Source organism: Enterococcus sp. 2STP, assembly GCF_032465635.1.
GTDB lineage: Bacteria > Bacillota > Bacilli > Lactobacillales > Enterococcaceae > Enterococcus_B > Enterococcus_B lactis.
Genome location: NZ_JAWDJH010000022.1, coordinates 59598 through 81581 on the forward strand (window position 1 = coordinate 59598; position 21984 = coordinate 81581).

General features: G+C 38.2%; 19 protein-coding genes and 1 other RNA gene. 16 read left to right on the plus strand and 4 right to left on the minus strand.

The features are described 5' to 3' along the window. Positions 1-43: 43 nt before the first annotated feature. The 10 genes from gpsB to RWU19_RS11290 all read left to right on the plus strand — a co-directional run bounded on the left by gpsB (position 44) and on the right by RWU19_RS11290 (position 11921). Positions 44-463, plus strand: a complete 420-nt coding sequence (gene gpsB, locus RWU19_RS11245) for a cell division regulator GpsB (RefSeq protein WP_002295835.1) — start codon at positions 44-46, stop codon at positions 461-463. Positions 464-484: 21 nt separating this feature from the next. Continuing rightward, positions 485-852, plus strand: an RNA gene (rnpB, locus tag RWU19_RS11250) — RNase P RNA component class B. 157 nt (positions 853-1009) lie between these two features. Beyond that, complete coding sequence (locus tag RWU19_RS11255) at positions 1010-2176, plus strand: class I SAM-dependent RNA methyltransferase (RefSeq protein WP_002315084.1); 1167 nt, start codon at positions 1010-1012, stop codon at positions 2174-2176. A gap of 45 nt (positions 2177-2221) precedes the next feature. Beyond that, positions 2222-3718, plus strand: coding sequence for a carboxypeptidase M32 (locus RWU19_RS11260; RefSeq protein ID WP_002329170.1), 1497 nt, complete (start codon positions 2222-2224; stop codon positions 3716-3718). Positions 3719-3798: 80 nt separating this feature from the next. Further along, a complete protein-coding gene (locus RWU19_RS11265) occupies positions 3799-4482 on the plus strand; it encodes an HD domain-containing protein (RefSeq protein WP_024635165.1) in 684 nt (227 codons plus the stop codon). Positions 4483-4977: 495 nt separating this feature from the next. After that, positions 4978-6168 carry a glycine C-acetyltransferase gene (locus RWU19_RS11270; RefSeq protein ID WP_002315081.1) on the plus strand — a complete coding sequence of 397 codons (1191 nt, stop codon included), beginning with the start codon at positions 4978-4980 and terminating at the stop codon, positions 6166-6168. A gap of 101 nt (positions 6169-6269) precedes the next feature. After that, complete coding sequence (locus RWU19_RS11275; RefSeq protein WP_086286044.1) at positions 6270-7223, plus strand: L-threonine 3-dehydrogenase; 954 nt, start codon at positions 6270-6272, stop codon at positions 7221-7223. A 63-nt stretch (positions 7224-7286) separates the two neighbouring features. Then, positions 7287-8636, plus strand: a complete 1350-nt coding sequence (locus RWU19_RS11280; RefSeq protein WP_123837979.1) for an APC family permease — start codon at positions 7287-7289, stop codon at positions 8634-8636. Between the two features lie 88 nt (positions 8637-8724). Next, positions 8725-10143: a dipeptidase PepV gene (gene pepV / locus RWU19_RS11285; RefSeq protein WP_123837978.1), complete on the plus strand. Its 1419-nt coding sequence runs from the start codon at positions 8725-8727 to the stop codon at positions 10141-10143. Between the two features lie 236 nt (positions 10144-10379). Continuing rightward, positions 10380-11921 carry an AbgT family transporter gene (locus RWU19_RS11290; RefSeq protein ID WP_086286041.1) on the plus strand — a complete coding sequence of 514 codons (1542 nt, stop codon included), beginning with the start codon at positions 10380-10382 and terminating at the stop codon, positions 11919-11921. A gap of 39 nt (positions 11922-11960) precedes the next feature. Here the strand turns inward: RWU19_RS11290 and RWU19_RS11295 are convergent, their stop codons facing one another. Next, complete coding sequence (locus RWU19_RS11295; RefSeq protein ID WP_002315076.1) at positions 11961-12284, minus strand: hypothetical protein; 324 nt, start codon at positions 12282-12284, stop codon at positions 11961-11963. A gap of 128 nt (positions 12285-12412) precedes the next feature. On the opposite strand from RWU19_RS11295, the gene RWU19_RS11300 reads away from it, so the two are divergent. Both RWU19_RS11300 and RWU19_RS11305 read left to right on the plus strand, forming a co-directional pair. Beyond that, positions 12413-13576 (plus strand): VanZ family protein, encoded by a 1164-nt coding sequence (locus RWU19_RS11300; protein WP_002329179.1) that lies wholly within the window; start codon positions 12413-12415, stop codon positions 13574-13576. Positions 13577-13645: 69 nt separating this feature from the next. After that, entirely contained in the window at positions 13646-14995 is a 1350-nt protein-coding gene (locus RWU19_RS11305) for a DEAD/DEAH box helicase (protein ID WP_002315074.1), read from the plus strand. A 44-nt stretch (positions 14996-15039) separates the two neighbouring features. Here the strand turns inward: RWU19_RS11305 and RWU19_RS11310 are convergent, their stop codons facing one another. After that, positions 15040-15471 carry a GNAT family N-acetyltransferase gene (locus RWU19_RS11310; RefSeq protein ID WP_002339320.1) on the minus strand — a complete coding sequence of 144 codons (432 nt, stop codon included), beginning with the start codon at positions 15469-15471 and terminating at the stop codon, positions 15040-15042. Positions 15472-15861: 390 nt separating this feature from the next. Between RWU19_RS11310 and alaS the strand changes: the two genes are divergently transcribed. The 3 genes from alaS to RWU19_RS11325 all read left to right on the plus strand — a co-directional run bounded on the left by alaS (position 15862) and on the right by RWU19_RS11325 (position 20568). After that, positions 15862-18504 (plus strand): alanine--tRNA ligase, encoded by a 2643-nt coding sequence (gene alaS, locus RWU19_RS11315; RefSeq protein WP_002335688.1) that lies wholly within the window; start codon positions 15862-15864, stop codon positions 18502-18504. Between the two features lie 206 nt (positions 18505-18710). Continuing rightward, positions 18711-19307 carry an ECF transporter S component gene (locus RWU19_RS11320; protein ID WP_002315071.1) on the plus strand — a complete coding sequence of 199 codons (597 nt, stop codon included), beginning with the start codon at positions 18711-18713 and terminating at the stop codon, positions 19305-19307. Between the two features lie 112 nt (positions 19308-19419). Next, positions 19420-20568, plus strand: a complete 1149-nt coding sequence (locus tag RWU19_RS11325; RefSeq protein ID WP_002342634.1) for a cation diffusion facilitator family transporter — start codon at positions 19420-19422, stop codon at positions 20566-20568. A 46-nt stretch (positions 20569-20614) separates the two neighbouring features. Here the strand turns inward: RWU19_RS11325 and RWU19_RS11330 are convergent, their stop codons facing one another. Then, positions 20615-21019 (minus strand): ribonuclease HI family protein, encoded by a 405-nt coding sequence (locus RWU19_RS11330; protein ID WP_002315069.1) that lies wholly within the window; start codon positions 21017-21019, stop codon positions 20615-20617. 78 nt (positions 21020-21097) lie between these two features. Between RWU19_RS11330 and RWU19_RS11335 the strand changes: the two genes are divergently transcribed. Beyond that, the gene (locus RWU19_RS11335; RefSeq protein WP_123837976.1) at positions 21098-21547 is read left to right on the plus strand and encodes an EbsA family protein; all 450 of its coding nucleotides are present in this window, start codon (positions 21098-21100) and stop codon (positions 21545-21547) included. A 103-nt stretch (positions 21548-21650) separates the two neighbouring features. On the opposite strand, the gene RWU19_RS11340 is transcribed toward RWU19_RS11335, so the two are convergent. Beyond that, positions 21651-21881, minus strand: coding sequence for a cold-shock protein (locus RWU19_RS11340; protein WP_002315067.1), 231 nt, complete (start codon positions 21879-21881; stop codon positions 21651-21653). Positions 21882-21984 lie beyond the last annotated feature (103 nt).

Genomic DNA, 21984 nt, shown 5'->3' on the forward strand with positions numbered 1-21984 from the left:
AGGTAGAAATGTTATTACGTAAATGAAAACTAGAGGTGTAAATATGGCGAATTTGGTTTATAGTCCTAAAGACATTTTACAACAAGAATTCAAAACAAAAATGCGCGGCTATGATCCCGTTGAAGTTGATGAATTCTTAGACAATATCATCAAAGATTATGAAACTTACAGCAAAGAACTCCTTGCTTTACAAGAAGAAAACGATCGATTGAGTGCAAAAGTAGCTCAATTATCTAAAACTCAAGGAGCAGCTCAAACACGTGTGCAGCAAACAGAAGCACCGAAGAGCGCAGCAGTAACCAATTTCGATATCTTAAAACGCTTGTCAAACCTTGAACGTGAAGTATTCGGTAAAAAGCTTGATCAACAAGCAAGTGCAGTCAAACCAGCACAACCTAATCCAAATAACTACACAAATGCAGATACAAGCTTAGATGATAATGAAAAAACACGTCAATTTTAATTTTTGACTAATGAATTTGCGGTTTTCGGGTAATCGCGGTCTGACTTGATCAGGCTGAGGAAAGTCCATGCTCGCACAGGCTGTGATGCCTGTAGTGTTCGTGCTTAGCGAAACCATAAGCTAAGGTACTCTTTGGAGTAACGGCAGGAAAACAAGCTAAGGCTTCGGCTATGCTTAAGTATCCTTGAAAGTGCCACAGTGACGAAGCGGCTGGGGAAACCCATCCGGTGGAACGCGGTAAACCCCTCGAGCGAGCAACCCAAACAATGGTAGGGGCGCTTTTTGTCTGGAAGAAGAACAAGACAAAAAGGCAGTACAACTGCAGATAGATGGTTACCGCTTTGCTTTTTCTCCCTGGAAAAGCAAAGTACAGAACATGGCTTATAGAAAACCGCAAACATCAGGGAATAAGGTTGTGACAAAAGTATGTTGTTCTTATTGCAAAACAGGCTTTTGTGTCACCGGTTATTCGGAGTTTGAGTAAAAGCGTGGGGTAGGACTGACTGATGTCCCACCCCCCTTTTTTTATAAATAAGGAGATTATGTATGGAAAAAAACAGGAAGTTCAACCTCGTCGCAACTGCGGCAAGCGGTCTCGAAGCGCTGGTTGGTAAAGAATTAAGAGATCTTGGAATCGAATGCCAAGTTGAGAACGGACGTGCACGATTTGAAGGAACAATGGAAACGATCGCTACAGCTAATTTATGGTTACGTACAGCAGATCGAGTAAAAATCGTGGTTGGGGAATTCGATGCGTATACGTTTGATGAATTGTTTGAAAACGTAAAAGCATTGCCTTGGGAAGATTTTCTTCCACTAGATGCAGCTTTCCCTGTAGCTGGAAAATCGATCAAGTCGAAACTGTATAGTACACCTGATTGTCAGGCGATCACAAAAAAAGCAATCGTTGAACGTCTTCGTACGTATTACCATCGTCCAGCTTCTGTTCCATTGACGGAAACAGGCGCACATTTCCAATTGGAAGTAGCTTTGCTGAAAGACCATGTGATGGTAACTTTGGATACGACAGGACCAAGTTTATTCAAACGTGGTTATCGCTTAGAAAAAGGCGGTGCACCATTGAAAGAAAACATGGCAGCAGCACTTGTGATGCTGACAAATTGGCGGAAAGATCGTCCATTTTATGATCCTGTATGTGGTTCAGGTACGCTTTGTATTGAAGCAGCCTTAATAGGCCATAATATCGCACCAGGATTCAATCGCGAGTTTGCTTGCGAATCTTGGGACTGGTTCAGTCAGGAAATCATGGAAGAGGTTCGATCAGCAGCAGAAGAAAAAGCAGATTATGATATTGAATTAGATATTACTGGTTCAGATATCAATGGACGAATGATTGAAATTGCCAAAGCCAATGCTGAAGAAATCGGACTAGGCTCTTCGATTGTCTTTAAACAACAAGCAGTGAAGGACTTCAAGACAGATAAAGAATATGGGGTCATCGTTGCTAATCCGCCATACGGAGAACGACTAGGGGAAGAAGAAACCGTTCGACAATTATATAAAGAAATGGGCGATGTATTCCGTCCATTAAAAACATGGAGTAAATATATCTTGACTAGCGACTTAGCGTTTGAGGAATTTTACGGACAAAAAGCAACCAAAAAAAGAAAATTGTATAATGGTGCTTTGCGTACGGATCTGTTCCAGTATTGGGGAACTCGTCCGCCTAGAAAAAAAGAGAAAGACGAATAATCTGACTAATTGATTCATTTAATTGGATGTTTGGAGGAATAGGGAATGAAAGAAAAAGAGTTTTTACAAGAAGTAAAAGAAATCAATCTTCTACAACAAGCTTTAGGAATCCTCGATTGGGATACACAAACAGGTATGCCAGAAAAAGCTAGTGCATACCGGAGTGAAGTAGATAGCTATCTTTACAGTATTTATTTTTCAAAAAAGATCGGTCCAAAAATTAAAGAAGCCATTCGCTATTTTTCTGAACATCCGGAAGAATTATCGGAAGTCGGAACGTCCGTTTTTGACAAAGTAAAAGAAGAGTATGATTTAGAACATCGCGTACCGGAAGATCTCATGAGAAAATATACAGCTGCTGTTTCTTCCGCTCATGGTCAATGGCAAAAAGCTAGAGAAACACAACAGTTTTCTGATTTTCAAGAAGCATTGAACCAAAATATCGAATTGACAAAACAATTGATACCTTATTGGAAAAAAGAAGAAAAGACAGATTATGATGTTTTGCTGAACCAATATGAACCTGGGATGACTGTTGAAATCCTCGATAAGGTGTTTGATCAACTCAAAGAAGGAATTCTTACGATCCGCCGTACGCTCCAAGAAAAAGGGACGGAACCTGAAACAGACTTCTTAAATCGGAGAATGACAAAGGAACAACAGAAGAGATTTGTAGTAAAAGTGATCGAACAACTTGGTTATGATTTTAGTCGTGGTCGTCTAGATGACACTGTCCACCCATTTATGACTGGAATCAATCCAAATGATGCACGGATCACGACACGCTGGAACGAAACAGATTTCAAAATGGCTGTTTTTGGAGTGATCCACGAGGCTGGTCATGGAATGTATGAACAAGACATCGATGATAAATATGCTTATACACCAATTTACCAAGGTACATCAATGGGTATTCATGAATCACAATCGTTGTTTAATGAGATCATTGTGGGAAGTAGTCGCAGCTTCTGGAAAAAGCAATATCCTTTCTTCCAGGAATGTGCAGAAGGAACATTCGATGATATTCCTTTTGACAAGTTTTATCGTTCATTGAAACATACACAATCAAGTTTGGTTCGTATCGAGGCAGACAGTTTGACTTACCCTCTCCATATCATCATTCGTTATGAAATCGAAAAAATGATTTTCAATGAAGGGGTAGATGTTGCTGAATTACCTGAAATATGGAATCAAAAATATGAAGAGTATCTGGGAATACGACCAACAAATGATGTGGAAGGGATCTTACAAGACGTTCATTGGTCAGGTGCAAGCTTTGGTTATTTTCCCTCTTATGCATTGGGGTACATGTATGCGGCACAATTACTTCATTCTTTGCAGCAAGAAATAGATGTGGAAAATGTTCTAGCGTCAGATGATTACTCTCCAATCAAAAATTGGATGTCAGAGCATATCCATCAATTTGGTGCATCTAGAAAGCCAAATCAATTGATTATGGATGCAACGCATGAACCACTTAATCCACAATATCTGATCGATTACATGAGAGAGCTATATTTCAATGTATATCAGGTAAAATAAAACCTATTTATAAAGATAGCTGGAATTCATCTAATCAATTAGATGTTTTCAGCTATTTACTTAAGAAAGAAGTGGACTGGATGGATAAATTACAAGTAATCGCTGATTATAGCATAGAACAATTAGCACATGATCAAACGGGACATGGAAGCGACCATACCAAAAGAGTCGTCAAGCTAGCAGAAAGAATTTTGGATACGGAACCGCAGGCAGACCGTTTTGTGACGCTTGCAGCAGCTTACCTACATGATACGATTGATGATAAAGTCGTTAAAGATGAGAACGAAGCAAAGCAACAGCTTCGTGTATTTCTTCGCTCTTTGCCAATCACAGAGGAACAGATTTCAATGATTTTTGCCATTATCGAAAATATGTCCTTTTCTAAAAATCTCTCTGAAGCAGTCGAACTATCTTTGGAAGGAAAGATCGTTCAAGATGCTGATCGTATCGAAGCGTTAGGAGCAATCGGCATTTTGCGAACTGCTTATTTCGGTGGAGGACATGGACACCCGATTTTTGATTCTGAACTGTATCCACAAACATTCAAGGACAAAAAAAATTACCGAAAAGGCACGACAGTGATCAATCATTTTTATGAAAAACTGTTCTTGCTGCCTGATAAAATGAACACTGATTACGGATACAAAGAAGCCAAACGTAGAGAAGGCTTTATGCGTGAATTTTTAGAAGAATTTTTTCTAGAGTGGTCTATTGACGATCCATCTTTCACACCAGATAATTGGATCAAAAATAACAAAAAATGATGGAGATTGTGTCCGAGGAGTTGGCAGGAGAACACCGTTTATTCGGAAGAAGGGATTGTGATAAGACATTTATCACAGTCTTTTTTTCAAATTCAATATAAATATTTTGTGAAAAAATGATCAGATAATAAGATTAAAAATTGCTGATAAATAAAGATGAAAGCTTTTTGCTTATTTTTTTATTTTTATTGGTCTATGCGAGAAATAGTTTAAAAATTCAGAATATACTAGATTTTATCTAGCTAGCTTCCATCAATGGTTTTGTTGTGTTTTCTTTCTAGGTAAATCAAAATACCACTATTATTTAAAAGTTAACTTTTCATACTATACAAGTTCTTGGAAAGTAAAAAGATGCAGTAAATAAAAAATATGGTTAAATAACTCTCATAATTAATGTAAGCGTTACCAATCGTGTGGCATACTTGCTTCGTAGATGAATGACACGATATATGTTTGGTATGTTCTGCAAGACAGATGAATATGGAGGTGGAGGCCATGTCTTCCAAAGAGTTAACGATGTATTTGGAGAAAGAATTGGAGCAACTGAAAGAAAAGGGATTGTACAACACGATCGATATACTAGAAAGTGAAAATGGTGCTTGTATCATTGTAGACGGAAAAAAGATGATCAATCTGGCATCCAACAATTACCTCGGGTTTGCCAATCGCAAAGAATTGAAAAAAGCATGTATTGAAGCAACTGAAACTTATGGCGTAGGAGCAGGTGCAGTCAGAACAATCAATGGCTCGCTGAAGATCCATCAACAATTAGAAGAAAAAATCGCAGAATTCAAAGGGACAGAAGCTGCAATCGCCTTTCAATCTGGATTCAACTGTAATATGGGCGCTATCTCTGCAGTAATGACAAAAGAAGATGCTATCTTATCGGATGAATTAAACCATGCATCTATCATTGATGGCTGCCGTTTATCCGGAGCAACAATCATCCGAGTCAAACATCAAGATATGGAAGACCTTGAGAATAAAGCGAAGGAAGCCGTAGAAAGTAAGAAATATAAAAAAATCATGTATATCACAGATGGGGTTTTCTCCATGGATGGAGACATTGCGCGATTGCCGGAAATCATCCCAATCGCCGAAAAATATGGACTCATCACCTATGTAGATGATGCGCACGGCTCAGGTGTAACTGGAAAAGGTGCAGGAACCGTCAAACATTTTGGATTAAGCGACAAAATTGATATGCAAATGGGTACGTTATCGAAAGCTGTAGGTGTTGTTGGGGGTTATGTAGCTGGTTCAAAAACACTGATTGACTGGTTGAAAGCCAGAAGCCGGCCATTTCTATTTTCTACCTCGCTAACTCCTGGAGCAGCTGCATCTGCGTTGGCTTCGATCTCTTTGATGCAAGAACATCCGGAACTTGTCGAAAAAGTTTGGGAAAATGCTAATTATTTTAAAGAAGAATTGAAAAAAGTCGGCTATAACATCGGTGTGTCTGAAACACCTATCACTCCAGTTATTTTAGGAGATGAAAAAGTGACTCAGACTTTCTCTAAGAAACTGATCGAACATGGGATTTATGCTAAACCAATCGTTTATCCAACTGTTCCTCTGGGGACAGGCAGAATCAGAAATATGCCGACTGCGGAACATACAAAGGAAATGCTTGATGAAGCAGTAGCGGTTTATCAAAAAATAGGAAAAGAAATGGAAATTATTTAACTAATTTAGTTTTTTCGCATATTTAAAATTAGAGAACATGTTCACGCATATATTGTTAATCATCTGAAGATAGTAGTAAAAAAAGATCAGGGAGGATCATCATGAAAAAAGTATTGGTGACAGGATGTTTAGGACAAATTGGTTCAGAGTTGATCACACGGCTACGTCAAGAACTAGGCAGTGAAAATGTCATTGCGACAGATATACGCATGCCTGAAGTCATTGGGAAAAACGATATCTTTGAGATCCTAGATGTAATGGATTACGAAAAAATGCGCAGCATAGCAGAACAATATCAAGTGGACACATTGATCCATTTGGCTGCTCTTTTGTCAGCTGTTGCGGAAGCAAAACCACAGTTAGCCTGGGATTTGAACATGACTGGGCTGGTCAATGCATTGGAAGTCGCTAGAGAATTCCAGCTGAAATTTTTTACGCCAAGTTCAATCGGCGCGTTTGGTCCAAATACTCCAAAAGATCATACCCCACAAGATACTCTTCAGCGCCCTACAACCATGTATGGGGTAACGAAGGTAGCTGGAGAACTACTATGTGATTATTATTATGTGAAATATGGCGTAGATACTCGTGGTGTCCGTTTCCCTGGATTGATTTCTTATGCGACCTTGCCAGGAGGCGGTACGACAGACTACGCAGTCGATATTTATTATTCAGCAATCAAAGAAGGAAAGTACACTAGTTTCATTGATCAAGGTACATCAATGGATATGATGTATATGCCAGATGCGATCGATGCCATTATAAAGCTCATGAATGCAGACCCTAATCGACTAGTTCATCGAAATGCCTTTAATATATCGGCAATGTCTTTTGAGCCTGAAGAAATCAAAGCATCTATTCAAAAAATCATACCAGATTTTAAAATGGATTACGATGTCGATCCTGTGCGTCAATCGATAGCAGAATCTTGGCCAAACTCACTAGATGTTTCTTGTGCGCAAGAGGAATGGGACTTTTTACCAAAATACGATTTAGATGCAATGACAAAGGATATGTTGGAAAAACTGAGAGAAAAATTAGCAGAGACGGTATAAAACATGAACTATAGCCAAAAAGGTTTTTATACTTTTTGGCTATGGTATGTAAGGAGGTAAGTAATGGAAGAATATCAAGCCACGCCAATAAAGGAAGTAAAAACGGAAAATGAATTGAAGCGTACGATGGGTTTTTTCACTGCTTTATCGACTGTTATGGGCACAGTGATCGGTGCAGGGGTGTTTTTCAAAGCCGCGAGCGTAGCAGAAGTAACAGGTACCGTCAGTTTGCATATGTTTTCCTGGTTTCTAGGTGGTGTGATTTCTGTTTGTGCAGGACTGACAGGAGCTGAATTGGCAGCGGCTATTCCTGAAACAGGCGGGATGATCAAATATATCGAACGGATTTATGGAAATACAGCAGCATTTTTACTTGGCTGGGCTCAAGTCGTGATTTATTTTCCAGCAAATGTAGCAGCCTTGTCGATCATTTTCGGTACACAGTTCGTCAATTTATTTGATCTTTCCCAGTCGATGATTGTTCCTGTAGCTGTTACAGCTGCTGTATCGATCATGCTGATCAATTTTTTAGGTTCTAAAGCTGGAGGAGCTTTTCAGTCGATTACGCTTGTCTGCAAACTCATTCCTTTGTTTGTGATCGTTATTTTCGGTTTATTCCGACAAGAAGGAGTAGACTTCCAACTGTTTCCGATCCAAGCAGGAGAAAACCTTTCATTTTTCTCTGCCTTGGGAGCTGGCTTACTAGCAACGATGTTCGCATACGACGGTTGGATACACGTAGGAAATATTTCGGGAGAATTGAAAAAGCCGGCGAAAGATTTGCCAAAAGCCATTTCTTTAGGAATCATCGGAATCATGATCGTTTATTTATTAGTAAATGCGGTTTTCTTAAAAACTGCATCTATCGACGGAGTCGTAGGAAACAGCAATGCGGCAAGTGATGTTGCAAAAATGATTTTTGGCGGCTTTGGTGGAAGACTGGTCACAGTTGGTATCTTGATTTCTGTTTATGGAACTATCAATGGCTATACCCTTACTGGAATGCGTCTTCCTTATGTTATGGCAAAAGAAAACAACCTGCCTTTTAGCAAGCTTTTTGCTAAACTTCATGATAAAACTAAAGTTCCTGTAGCCGCAGGTATCTTAGAGCTAGTCATCGCTATTGGCATGATGATGGTCGGTGGTTTTGATACACTAACGGATATGCTGATCTTTGTCATTTGGATTTTTTATACGATGGTCTTTGTTGGTGTCATTCTTCTTCGTAAAAAAGAACCTGATCTGATTCGACCATATAAAGTTCCGATGTATCCGTTTATCCCATTAGTAGCAATCATTGGAGGAACCTTTATTGTATCAAGCACACTTATCACTCAAACTTTTTTAGCTTCGATGGGGATTGCATTGACACTTGCTGGTATCCCGTTTTACCTTTATTTGAAACGTAGATAGCAAAAAATGATTTGAAATTCATTGGAAACAAACTTTTGACCATAAATACCCGTTAAGAAATTAAGTCATTTCTACCAAGGAGGATCTTATGGAAATAAACTGGTTGCAAGAAGCACAAAAGAGAAAAGAGATGTTGCTAGAGGATTTAAGTGAATTGCTACGCATCAATAGTGTAAGGGATATCGAACATCAGACAGATGAATATCCACTAGGCGCTGGTCCTGCTTTAGCATTGAAAAAAGTACTGTCATTTGGGGAAAGAGATGGCTTCAGAGTTAAAAACATTGATAATCTAGCCGGACATATAGAATATGGGGAAGAAACAGCAGAAGCACTTGGTATCTTAGGACATGTAGATGTCGTACCGCCAGGAGAAGGGTGGGCAACTGATCCGTTCGAACCAATCATCAAAGAAGGGAAATTGTTCGCAAGAGGTTCAAGTGATGACAAAGGTCCTTGTATTGCTGCCTATTATGGGATGAAAATTATCAAAGAACTGCAATTATCAACATCGAAAAAAATTCGATTCATTTTCGGAACAGATGAAGAGAGTGAGTGGATAGGTATCCATCGTTATATGGAAAAAGAAGAAATGCCAGCATTTGGATTTTCGCCAGATGCCAATTTCCCAATCATTAATGGTGAAAAAGGGATCTTATCTTTCGAGTTGAGTTTTACTTTGAAGGAAGAAAAGGCAGACAAAATGCAACTGAAAAGATTCTCTTCTGGTTTGCGTGCAAATATGGTACCAAGCGAGGCAATAGCCGTCTTGGAAATTCCTGATTTGGAAAAGTTATCTTCTTTAGAAGCTGGATATACAAAATATCTAGATGACAAAAAATTGAAAGGGACTTTTGAATATAAGGAAGGAGAAGCATCCTTCGTTCTGTATGGAAAAGCTGCACATGCCCAAGAACCAAAATTTGGTATCAATGCGGGAACTTATCTCGCCGACTTTTTGCATCAATATCCATTAGACAGCTCAGGATCTGCTTATCTTTCTGTCATTGCCAATTATCTGCATGAAGACTTTAATGGGCATCGGTTAATGGTCGATTATGAAGATGACGTGATGGGAAAAGTGACTTCAAGTGCTAATGTATTCATTTATCAGCAAGAAGGAGAGAAAAAGATCATTCTTAATATTCGTCATCCAAAAGGGATCACAAAAGAAAAAATTCAAGAATCCTTGCTAACTGTCCTTCAAAATGAATCAGTATCAATTTCGATAGTTGGAGACATCAAGACTCCGCATTATGTTTCAGGAGATGATCCATTCATCCAAACATTATTGTCTGTTTACGAAAAACATACTGGGGAAAAAGGTTACGAACAAACAATTGGTGGAGGTACGTATGGACGAATCTTGGAAAAAGGATGTGCGTACGGTAGTTTATTTCCTGGTAGAGAAAATGTAATGCATCAGCCAAATGAATATATGTACGTAGAAGATATTTTGAAAGCAACAGCTATTTACGCTGAAGCAATCTATCGTTTGGTTAAATAAACGTATTCATAGAAAAAACGTTCCCAATCAGTCGTAACTATTTTCACACTCGTAACGCTTGTATCCTTCAGTAAAAAAGAATATTCATGAAAGTTTGAAAGATTGCAGAGAATAAGACGGCAATTTCCTTGAAGTAAAGAAGATTCTAAAAATAAAAATGAACCAGATGAATGAAAAAAGATTCCATAGAAAAAGCTTGTTTTTCTTTCATCTGGTTTGAAAAAGGAGGAGAATAGATGCCAAAAGAAAAACATTCTAGATTAGATAAAGTGTTAGATACAGTAGAAAAACTAGGGAACAAGGTGCCCCATCCAGCTATTATATTCTTAATTTTGATCGTTATTGTAGGAGTACTGTCTCATATTTTTTATCTAATGGGTCAACACGTTACGTTTGATGCTATTAATGCTGAAACAGGAGCACTAGAGCTTACTACTACACATGTAAAAAGTTTGTTGAGTGGTGAAGGGATCCGTTTTATGTTGACTTCGATCGTCTCAAATCTGATGAGCTTTCAGGCTCTTGGAGTCACTTTAGTGGCGATGGCAGGCGTAGGATTTGCAGAAGAGGTTGGCTTAATCGGTGCGATGATTCGAAAGCTGGTAAAGGTAGTACCAAAATCTAGTCTGACAGCGGTACTAGTACTTCTTGGCGTAATGTCGAGTATTGCCTCTGATGCTGGGTATCTAGTATTGATTCCATTAGGTGCAGCAGTATTTTATAAAGTCGGGCGACATCCTTTAGCAGGTTTATCTGCTGCCTTTGCAGGTGTTTCAGGAGGATTTGGAGTCAACTTAGTTATTACGCCAGTGGATGGTATGCTTACCGAAATATTAAATGATGCAGTACATATCATTAATCCATCCTATTCTGTTGATTTAATGGCAAATTTTTATTTTTCGATTGCATCAACCATCTTAGTAGTGATTGTTTCCACTATCATTAACGAAAAACTCATTGAACCTCGCTTAGGAACATTCCAAGAAAAAGGAATGATTGCTAACGATGAGATTACCGATGAATCGAAAGGCTTACATTGGGCTTTTTGGGGATTTACAGTGGTACTGGCATTTATCCTGTTGATTACGATACCAAGTGGTGCCCCACTTCGCCATCCTGAAACTGATGAATTGATTGGTTCTACACCTTTTATGGATAGTTTAATCGCTTTGATCTTGATTTCATTTTTGATTCCAGGGATATGTTTTGGAAAGGCAGTTGGAAAAGTCAAATCGAGTTTGGATGTAGTAAATCCGATTATTAAAGTATTCAGCAACTTAGGTGGGATGATTTTCTTATTGTTAATCATTAGCCAATTCATTTCATATTTCAATTTTACTAATTTAGGTACTGTTTGGGCAGTCAATTCAGCCACGATTATTGAAGATATGAATTTGAGCAGCTTAGCCTTGTTACTTAGTTTCTTAGCACTAGCACTTATTCTTGATTTTATTTTAGTGGGAGCGATACCAAAATTTGCTATTTTAACCCCAATATTTGTTCCATTACTCTATCAGTTGGGAGTAGCTCCAGAAGCTGTTTTGGCTGCTTATCGAGTAGCTGATTCTCCTGTCAATATTATTACGCCGCTGATGCCGTATTTTGCTTTGATCGTCACATTTGCCACGAAATATCAAAAGAAAACCGGTGTCGGAACGATTATTTCCATAATGCTGCCACATGCTGTAAGTCTAACTATCACATGGATCATTTTATTTATTCTCTATTATGTATGCCAACTACCGCTAGGACCAGGGATCGGTATGCATTTGAATTGAGAAAACAGGCAGAAATCGGGTTCAACCGATTTCTGCCTGTTATTTTGTTTTGCGTAAGAGAAATATTCGGCGTACACCGCGATAAATATTTAATAAAACTAAGCAACCAGAAATGAAAATGGGAAGCCAAATCAGATAGACAGGGTAGCCAATCATTTTAGACAAAGCATGTGGAGTCATTTTATCCATTTCAAAAAGCGCTTGCTGCCAAGTCTGAAGGTTGAAGACAAGCATGAAACCTGAAATAATCAGGAGAATAAATCCTAAATAATGAATCGTAGTTCTTTTTCTTACATAAGCAATTGTTGCATAAAGGAACAGTAAAAAAATAGGTACGCCAAAAACAAAGTACATATTCAGCATCTCGACACCCCCTTTGAGTTTATCTTACTTTACTTTGAAAGAAATGAGAAATAATAGCCTCGTTACTTGCTTGAAACAGCAAGGGACTGCTAAGATAAGGGAGATACAAAGAATCAAGGAGGAGTCACATGGCAAGTTATATCGAACCGATTCGTTTTGCGCTGATTGTTTTTCCATTTTTAGCCTTAGCGATTTCATCTGTTTTTTTTATTTATGAATATCGAAAGTATGGAACATTTCTAGTAACAAGGGCAGTTATTTTGTATTCCTTTGTTTTCTATTTATTGTGTGCATACTTTCTGGTGATCTTACCACTTCCGGCAAAGGAGACGGTTGCCCAAATGACAGGGCCAAAGATGGAGCTGCATTTATTTGCTTCATGGCAACATTTCAGAGACAACACGGTATTGGTATTATCTGAACCTAGTACCTATCTGCCGGCGATGAAGCAGAGTGTGTTTTTGGAACCAGCTTTTAATGTTTTATTACTCATACCATTTGGCATTTATTTAAGATATTATTTCCGGCTTTCTTTTATGAAAACGATGATTGCTAGTTTCTGTCTATCACTATTTTTTGAGCTGACGCAGCTAAGTGGCCTTTATTTTATCTACCCAAGACCATACCGCTTATTTGATGTGAATGATTTAGTGACAAATACATTGGGTGGAATCATTGGTTTTGTCGTTACGCCGTTATTTACATTTATGCTTCCTACGAGAAGACGGATGGATGAACTTTCTTATGAAAAAGGAAAAACTGTCTCGTTGACACGACGTTTGGTCGCTTATTTGATCGACTGGACATTTTTATCTATTGTCAATTTTATCGCAGCGATTTTCTTTAAACTTGCGTTCGATTCAGGGACAGTTACTTCTCATATCTGGTGGCTTTTATTGGAAGTAGGGCTATACTTTATGATTGTACCGTTTATAACCAATGGATGGACACTTGGGAAAAAAATTGTACGCATCCGCTTGGTGGAGCAAGACCGCGAGCGAATTTCTTTGAAAGCATTGATTATCCGCTACGGGTATCTATATTTTCTTTTTTATGGTTTAAGCTGGTTGGGACAGTTGCTTCAGCAAATCATGAATTCGACAACGAATACGGTGTTGCAGATGAGTGCAGTATTCATTTCTCTCGGTGTCTTGTTACTGCAAGGTATTTTTATTTTAAATATCTTGCTATCATTTTTGAGAAAAAAACGGATTCTGTTTTATGAAAAAGCTAGTCACACATATACCGTTAGCACGATTGCTCAAACAAAGGATGATGATTCTCGAAATTAGCTGAGCAAAAATACTTTGTCTATGTTATAATGCCAAAGTCGTGATAATTTAAAGAGAAGAGGTGCACGAATGAATAATTTTGATATATTCCGCTTCAAGCCATTTATCAATGAAGCGTTAGCCGCAAAGGGCTTCAAACAGCCCACAGAGGTCCAGGAACGTTTGATTCCTTTAATTGCAAAAGGAAAAAATATCATTGGGCAATCTCAAACTGGTACAGGAAAAACACATACGTTTTTGTTGCCGTTGTTTGAAAAAATCAATGCAGATAAAGAGGAAGTACAAGTTGTTATTACAGCTCCAAGTAGAGAACTGGCTGCACAAATTTATGAAGCAGCTACACAAATCGCTAAATTTTCTACACCGGAGATCCGTGTTTCGAATTTTGTCGGGGGGACAGACAAACAGCGTCAGTTAAACCGTCTGCACCATCAGCAGCCACAGGTCGTAGTAGGCACGCCAGGTAGAATATTAGACATGATGAATGAACAAGCGTTGAAGATTCACACAGCATTTGCATTTGTTGTTGATGAAGCGGATATGACATTGGATATGGGCTTTTTAAATGAAGTAGACCAAATTGCAAGTCGGTTACCAGAAAAATTGCAGTTCTTAGTCTTTTCTGCCACTATTCCAGAAAAACTGCGTCCATTCTTGCGAAAATATATGGAGAATCCAATCATTGAAGAAATCAAGCCGAAAGCAGTTATTTCTGAAGATATCGAAAATTGGCTGATCTCAACAAAAGGTAAAGATGAGAATCAAATGATTTATCAACTGCTGACGATTGGTCATCCTTATTTAGCAATCGTATTTGCCAATACAAAACAGCATGTGGATGAAATTGCTGATTATTTGAAAAACCAAGGATTGAAAGTAGCAAAGATTCACGGGGACATCACACCAAGAGAGAGAAAACGAGTGATGCGACAAGTACAGAATCTGGAGTATCAATATGTTGTAGCGACTGATTTAGCTGCTAGAGGAATCGATATAGAAGGCGTTTCTCATGTTATCAATGCAGAAATCCCGGAAGATCTGGACTTCTTTATCCATCGTGTCGGACGTACTGGACGTAATGGATTAAAAGGAACGGCCATTACGTTGTATTCACCAAACGATGAACAAGCCATTGATGCAATCGAGAAATTAGGCGTCTCATTTGAACCGAAAGAAATCAAAAATGGTGAAATCGTTAAAACATATGATCGTAATAGACGTACCAAACGAGAAAAATCAAAGGATGTATTAGACCCAACACTGATTGGACTTGTGAAGAAGAAAAAGAAAAAGATCAAGCCTGGTTATAAGAAAAAAATCGATTGGGCAATTGCAGAAAAAAATAAAAAAGCACGTAAAATCGAACGCAGACAGCAAAGTCGTACTGCTCGTAAAAATAAGAAAAATTCGCATAAATAAAAAACAAGAGGTTGTGACAAAAGGCGTGTCACAATCTCTTGTTTTTAAGCTAGACTTTTTTCCATTCCGATACAAAGTACTTCATCTTCAATAAAAGGTTCTGTGCAAGTATGATATCCTTGTTTTTCATAAAAATCTACAGCCGTCATTTCAGCTACTACATAACTAGTCTGACAACCTTCTGACATCGCCTGTTTTTCTGCAGCTTCAAGCAACTGACCGCCTAACCCTTTTCCTCGGTATTCTTTTGCTACGCAAAAGCGTTCTGGCTTGAAGCAAGTAGGTGTTTTCTTTTCATAACGCAATGTGGCTACTGGTCTTTTTTGATCAAGAAATAGATAATAGTTTTGTTGCGGGATATCTTTTCCGTCGAATTCTAGTTCTGCAGGAATCCCTTGTTCTAATACAAAAACTTGATATCTCAAAAAGCAGCTAGCTGCGCGGATCCATTCATCTGCGCCAACTATTTTTTTCATTATATTCCTCCTCATCATGAATAACTGAGATGTATTGATTTCTTTATCCTTATCGTACCAAAAAATATGGAATATGACCAAAAGGAAATAAAAATAGGCAATTGAGATATTGACAGTGATTGACAGAATGCGTATACTTATTAAAGTACGAAAAGGACATGATTTGTTTTTTTAAGACTCACAGAAAATTCTTTCTTGGCTGAAAAAAGAATAGTCACTAATCAAATTGCTCCCTTTTTCTATTTTGGTAGAAATACCGACGCAGCTCAGCGTTATCGAGTTTAAGAGGTAATGATTACACATCATTGCAATCAAGGTGGTACCGCGAGTTTTCGTCCTTGGCTGTAATGGTGTTTTTTTGTATTTAATTTATAGAAAGCAGGTAATGACATGAAACAATTAAGTAGTGCACAAGTTCGACAAATGTTTCTTGATTTCTTCCAATCTAAAGGACATACAATTGAACCTAGTGCGTCTTTGATCCCCGTGAACGATCCAACCTTATTATGGATCAACTCTGGTGTTGCAACATTGAAAAAATATTTTGATGGTTCAGTTGTACCAGAAAATCCAAGAATCACAAATGCCCAAAAGTCTATTCGAACAAATGATATCGAAAATGTCGGTAAAACAGCACGTCACCATACGATGTTTGAGATGCTGGGTAATTTTTCTATTGGTGACTATTTCAAAAATGAAGCCATCCACTGGGCATGGGAATTTTTGACTGATCCAAAATGGATGGCATTCGATCCAGAAAAACTTTATGTAACAGTTTATCCAAAAGATACAGAAGCAAAACGCATCTGGCATGAAGAAGTCGGTCTGCCGCTAGATCACATTATCGATGTAGAAGACAACTTCTGGGATATCGGAGCAGGCCCATGTGGACCAGATACGGAAATTTTCTATGATCGAGGAGAAGCTTATAACGATTTAGCAGAAGATGATCCTGAAAACTATCCAGGAGGAGAAAATGAACGTTATTTAGAAATCTGGAACTTGGTATTTTCAGAATTCAACCATAAACCTGATAATACATTTGAACCACTTCCTCATAAAAACATTGATACGGGCATGGGATTGGAACGTATGGTCTCAATCGTTCAAGATGCGCCAACGAACTTTGAGACAGATTTGTTTATGCCTATTATCCACGCTGTAGAAAAGCTAAGCAAACAAGTAAAATATGGTGAAAACCCAGTAACAGATATTTCTTACAAAGTAATCGCAGATCATATTCGCGCCCTTTCATTTGCTATTGGCGATGGTGCATTACCATCGAATGAAGGAAGAGGGTATGTCTTACGCCGTTTGCTTCGTCGTGCGGTCATGCATGGGAAAAAATTAGGTATTGAACAAGCATTCTTATATCGTTTAGTCCCTGTCGTTGGAGAGATCATGGTAAGTTATTATCCTGAAGTACTTCAACAAAAAGAATTTATTGAAAAAGTTATCCGTACAGAAGAAGAACGTTTCAATGAAACAATCAATGAAGGTTTGGAAATCTTGAATCAAGTGATCCAAGAAGTGAAAAACGAAAACGGTACGACTCTAGCAGGAAAAGACATCTTCAAACTATACGACACATATGGCTTCCCAGTAGAATTAACGGAAGAAGTGGCAGAAGATGAAGGACTGAAAGTTGATCATGCTGGTTTTGAAAAAGAAATGGACGCACAACGTGAACGTGCTCGCTCTGCCCGTAGTACAGAAAAATCAATGGGTGTACAATCTGCTTTATTGACAGATATCAAAGTAGAAAGTAAATTCATCGGATACACGGAGCAAGAATCAGATAGTCAATTATTGGTCATCGTAAAAGGCGAATCTCTTCTGAATGAAATCGCAGAAGGTGAAGCTCAAATGATCTTTGACCAAACACCTTTTTATGCGGAAATGGGTGGCCAAGTAGCAGACCAAGGTTGGATCATGGATGAAGCAGGAGAAATCGTTGCAGTTGTTACAGATGTTCAAAAAGCGCCTAATGGTCAATTTATGCACACAGTAGAAGTAAAAGCACCAATGAGCGAAGGACAAACCTATCATCTATTGATCGATCAATCGATGCGCAATCGTATCATCAAAAACCATACAGCAACCCATCTACTGCACAAAGCATTGAAAGAAGTACTTGGCGAGCATGCAAATCAAGCTGGTTCTTTAGTCGCTCCTGGACATTTACGATTCGACTTTACCCACTTTGGTCAAATCACTTCAGATGAATTAGCTGAAATGGAAAGAATCGTCAACGAAAAAATCTGGGAAGCTATCCCAGTTGAAACAATTGAAACAGATATCGATACAGCCAAAAATATGGGTGCAATGGCTTTGTTTGGTGAAAAATACGGACATGACGTTCGCGTAGTAAATATTGGCGGTTGGTCAATCGAACTGTGCGGAGGCACACATGTAGCAAACACAGAAAACATCGGAATCTTCAAAATCGTTTCTGAATCAGGAATTGGTGCAGGCGTGCGACGAATCGAGGCTGTAACAAGCAAAGAAGCGTACGAACTACTTGAAGAAGAAGAAAAACAACTAAAACAAGTAGCAACAATTGTTAAATCACCTCAATTGAAGGAAGTTGTTTCAAAAGCGGAACAATTGCAACAGCAAGTAAGAGAGCTACAAAAGGAAAATGAACAATTAGCTAGCAAGTTAGCGAATCAACAAGCCGGTGATGTATTCAAGGATCCAGAAACGATCAGTGGAAAAACAATCATTGCAGCACAAGTAAAAGTGAAAGACATGAATCAGCTGCGTCAATTAGCTGACCAATGGAAACAAAAAAATATTTCAGACATTCTTGTTTTAGCAAACGAACAAGAAGGAAAAGTCAGTCTGCTAGCGGCAATGACGAAAGAATCAAATGAAGCTGGACTAAAAGCTGGCGACTTGATTAAAGCAATCGCACCAAAAGTAGGCGGTGGCGGTGGTGGACGTCCAGATATGGCACAAGCTGGTGGGAAAAATCCTGCTGGTATTCCAGATGCACTTAAAGCTGCGAAAGAATGGCTTGCGCAACAATAGACCGTTTATGTTTGATAGAAAAAAACAACTGTTCAATCATTGAACGAAACACGATCATGGGGGCGAAGACAAATAGTCTTGCCCTCATACTTTTTTCGATGGGATAGAAGAGCGCGTCTAATCAATTGGTCGATTTCGGATGGTCTTTAGTTGACGAAAGTGACAGAAATTTTTACGATTAGTATAAATAAAAAGGGGTGAAAACAATGAATAGCAGAAATAAAACCTTTCGACTAGTCTTACGTGCTATCTTATTAGCAATCATCATCGTACAAGCTATGGTACCTTGGCTTGGCTTTATTCCATTAGGGTTCATCAGTTTAACGATTATTCATATTACAGTAATTATTGCCGCAGTAGTATTGGGTCCAAAAGATGGTATGGTAATTGGCCTGTTTTGGGGAATTGCTACAATTGTCCGTGCCTACGCCATGCCGACAACGCCATTTGATACATTGGTATTCACGAACCCGATTATTTCGGTAGTTCCCAGAGTACTTGTTGGCTTAGTAGCTGGTTTGGTTTTCCACTGGATTTATCAAAAAAATAAATCAATAACAATCAGCTCGATCTTTGCAGGAGTATTAGGTTCATTGGTCAATACAGTCTTAGTGTTAGGATTCATGGGATTATTTTATACAGGTGCAACGGCAGATGCCTATGGTGTAGATTCTGCTCTTTTATTTAAAACCTTAGCAGGAGTTGCAGCAATCAATGGGATACCCGAAGCAATAGGAGCGGGAATCATAACACCATTACTAGCAAAAGCGTTATTTGCAGCAACACCATTAAAACCAGAATAATGGCCATCTTTGAATGAATAATAGGACGCATGATAGATAGAAAAAGGAAGAGAGGAATTGTCCTCTCCATCTTTTTACCTGAGCAACAAGCAAACTAGAAGGGGTAAAAAACTTGGTTAAGAAACAAGAAGAAAAAAAGAAACAAATACCGCAACAGCGGACAAAAAAAGGAGTATTAGCTGGCATATTAGGATTGGTTACGAATCTGATCTTGTTTGTCTCTAAGCTAATGATCGGGCTTTTTTCAGGGAGTGTCTCCATTATGGCTGATGCAGTGAATAGTCTATCAGACACTGCTTCATCCATATTGACTTTGATTGGATTTAAAATTGCTGCAAAGCCAGCGGATCAGGAACATCCTTATGGACATGAACGTTTCGAATATATCAGTGGGTTATTTGTTTCAATCATCATTACTTATGTAGGATTTCAATTTTTAGAGTCATCTGTTGAAAAAATCATCCATCCAGAAAATGTCTCTTTAGCACCCATCGTCTTTTTTGTCCTAATCATTTCCATCTTTTTGAAATTTGCACAAGGAAAAATGTACCAGGTTATTGCACGATCCATTGATTCTGAAACATTGAGAGCTACAGCAACAGATAGTTATAATGATGTCTTTACTACACTGGCTGTATTGCTTTCAGCAGCAATCGAATGGGTAACTGGATGGCGTATCGATGGATATATCGGTTTTGCTTTAGCATTATATATCCTTTATAGTGGATTGACGATGCTTCGGAATTTTGTATATGAGCTATTAGGTAGTCGCCCAACGTCAGCAGAGATTGAAGAAATGGAAGAGCACTTGAATGCTTGCAACGATATACTTGGCTATCATGATTTGTTGGTGCATAACTATGGACCCAATAAACGCTTTGCATCAGTCCACATCGAAGTAAATGAATCAATGAACTTGAATGAAGCACATAAGATTATTGACTTGATAGAAAAAGACTTTAAAAAGTCTTTGGATGTGGAACTCGTCTGTCACTTGGACCCAATGCCTGTTGATAACGAAAAATACTATAATATCTTGCATCAATTAAAGCAAATCCTTCTTGAAACAGGTAGAGGGCTCGATATACATGATTTTAGAGTCATCCATCAAGGGAAAACGCTGCAGTTTGATGTAGTTGTTCCTGAAAAATTCCAATTTGATGATACAGAACTCGAAAGAATTTTACGTATTCAAATAGAAGAGAAAATCGGAGATTATCATTTGGAAATCACGTTTGATCACAATTATCTTTTGTATTAAAGATAAGATACTAAAAAGACTCTTTAAAGTTTTTTCTTCAAAGAGTCTATCTTTCTTTTAATTGTTTTTGTAGGGCTTGTCGTGCGAGGTTATCTGCCCCTTTGTTTTTGTTTTCGGGCAACCATTGTAGGATCAACAAGGAAAAGTCGGGCAGAAGTTCTTTGATTTTTTGGAGATAGGGAAGGAAAAGCTCGTTTTTCGTTGTGTTTTTATCGACTGTAGAAACCAGTGTTTTGCTGTCTGAAAAACAGAAAATCGTTTCATTCTGTAAATCTTTATTCTTTAGAAATTCTAAAGTTTTTAAAAAGACTTCGAACTCTGCTTGATGGTTTGTCCCTACGGAAAGGGGAATAGATAGCTGTTCTTGTTTACCTTGATAGACAATCAAGATCCCTCCTCCGCTAGGTCCAGGGTTGCCTTTTGTAGAGGCATCAATGTATACTTTTAACATAAAAAGAGATTCTCCTTTTTGTTCAAATTAATGTTATGGTAAGATTATATCATTACTGAATCGGTGAGAGGTTAGAGAATGAAAAAAAATATTCGATGGCAGCCTGAACTGGCACATACGATCATCTATTGGTCATTGACCTTGATCATTCTGTTTTTTAGTCTGATTCTTTCTTTAGAAAACACGGGTCCCTATTGGAAAAGCAATGTTGTTTTAGGTGTTTTTCTTGTTTTTCTATTTCTAGGATGGCGGCGTTCTTTTATTTTAAAATCCAACTCGGTCATCATACGCTATGCTGCTTTTTGGAAAGATCGGGAAATAACTGTCGGTCAGATTCGGTCTTTGACACCGACTAATACAGGAGTACAAATGACATTGCAAAATGAGAAAGACCCATCTGTTTTTATGATGCGAAAAAAAGATCAAGTGGTTCTTTTTGATCATCTTGAAAAAAACGGGCCTAAAGTAGAACCATCTTCTCAACAGCAAAGAAATAATATCCCATATACGAAAAATAGAAAAAGTTAATTTTAAAAAATAGGCCCTGAAGAAATGAATCTTTGTAGGAAAAGAAAAGAGTGAGACGTACGGATCAACCCGTTAAGCGTCTCACTCTATTTGATTATCTAAATCAATGTATACTGGATTCGGAAGTCTGAACACTGCCTTTCTTGACATGGGCAGCTTGTGTTCCTCGATTCCCCTCGATGATCTCAAATTCGACCACTTGATTTTCTTCCAAAGTTTTGAATCCCTCTTCTTCAATCGCAGTAAAATGTACAAAAATTTCTTCTGTGTCATCATAACTGATAAAGCCGTATCCTTTTTTGTTGTCAAACCATTTTACAATTCCTGTGGTCAAAGCACTCACGACCTTTCTAAAGTCTGATCATAGCCTTCATTATAAAGAGTATTTATAAGTACGTCAAATAAATTAAAAACCTGTAATTTAATGTTTTTTTTTC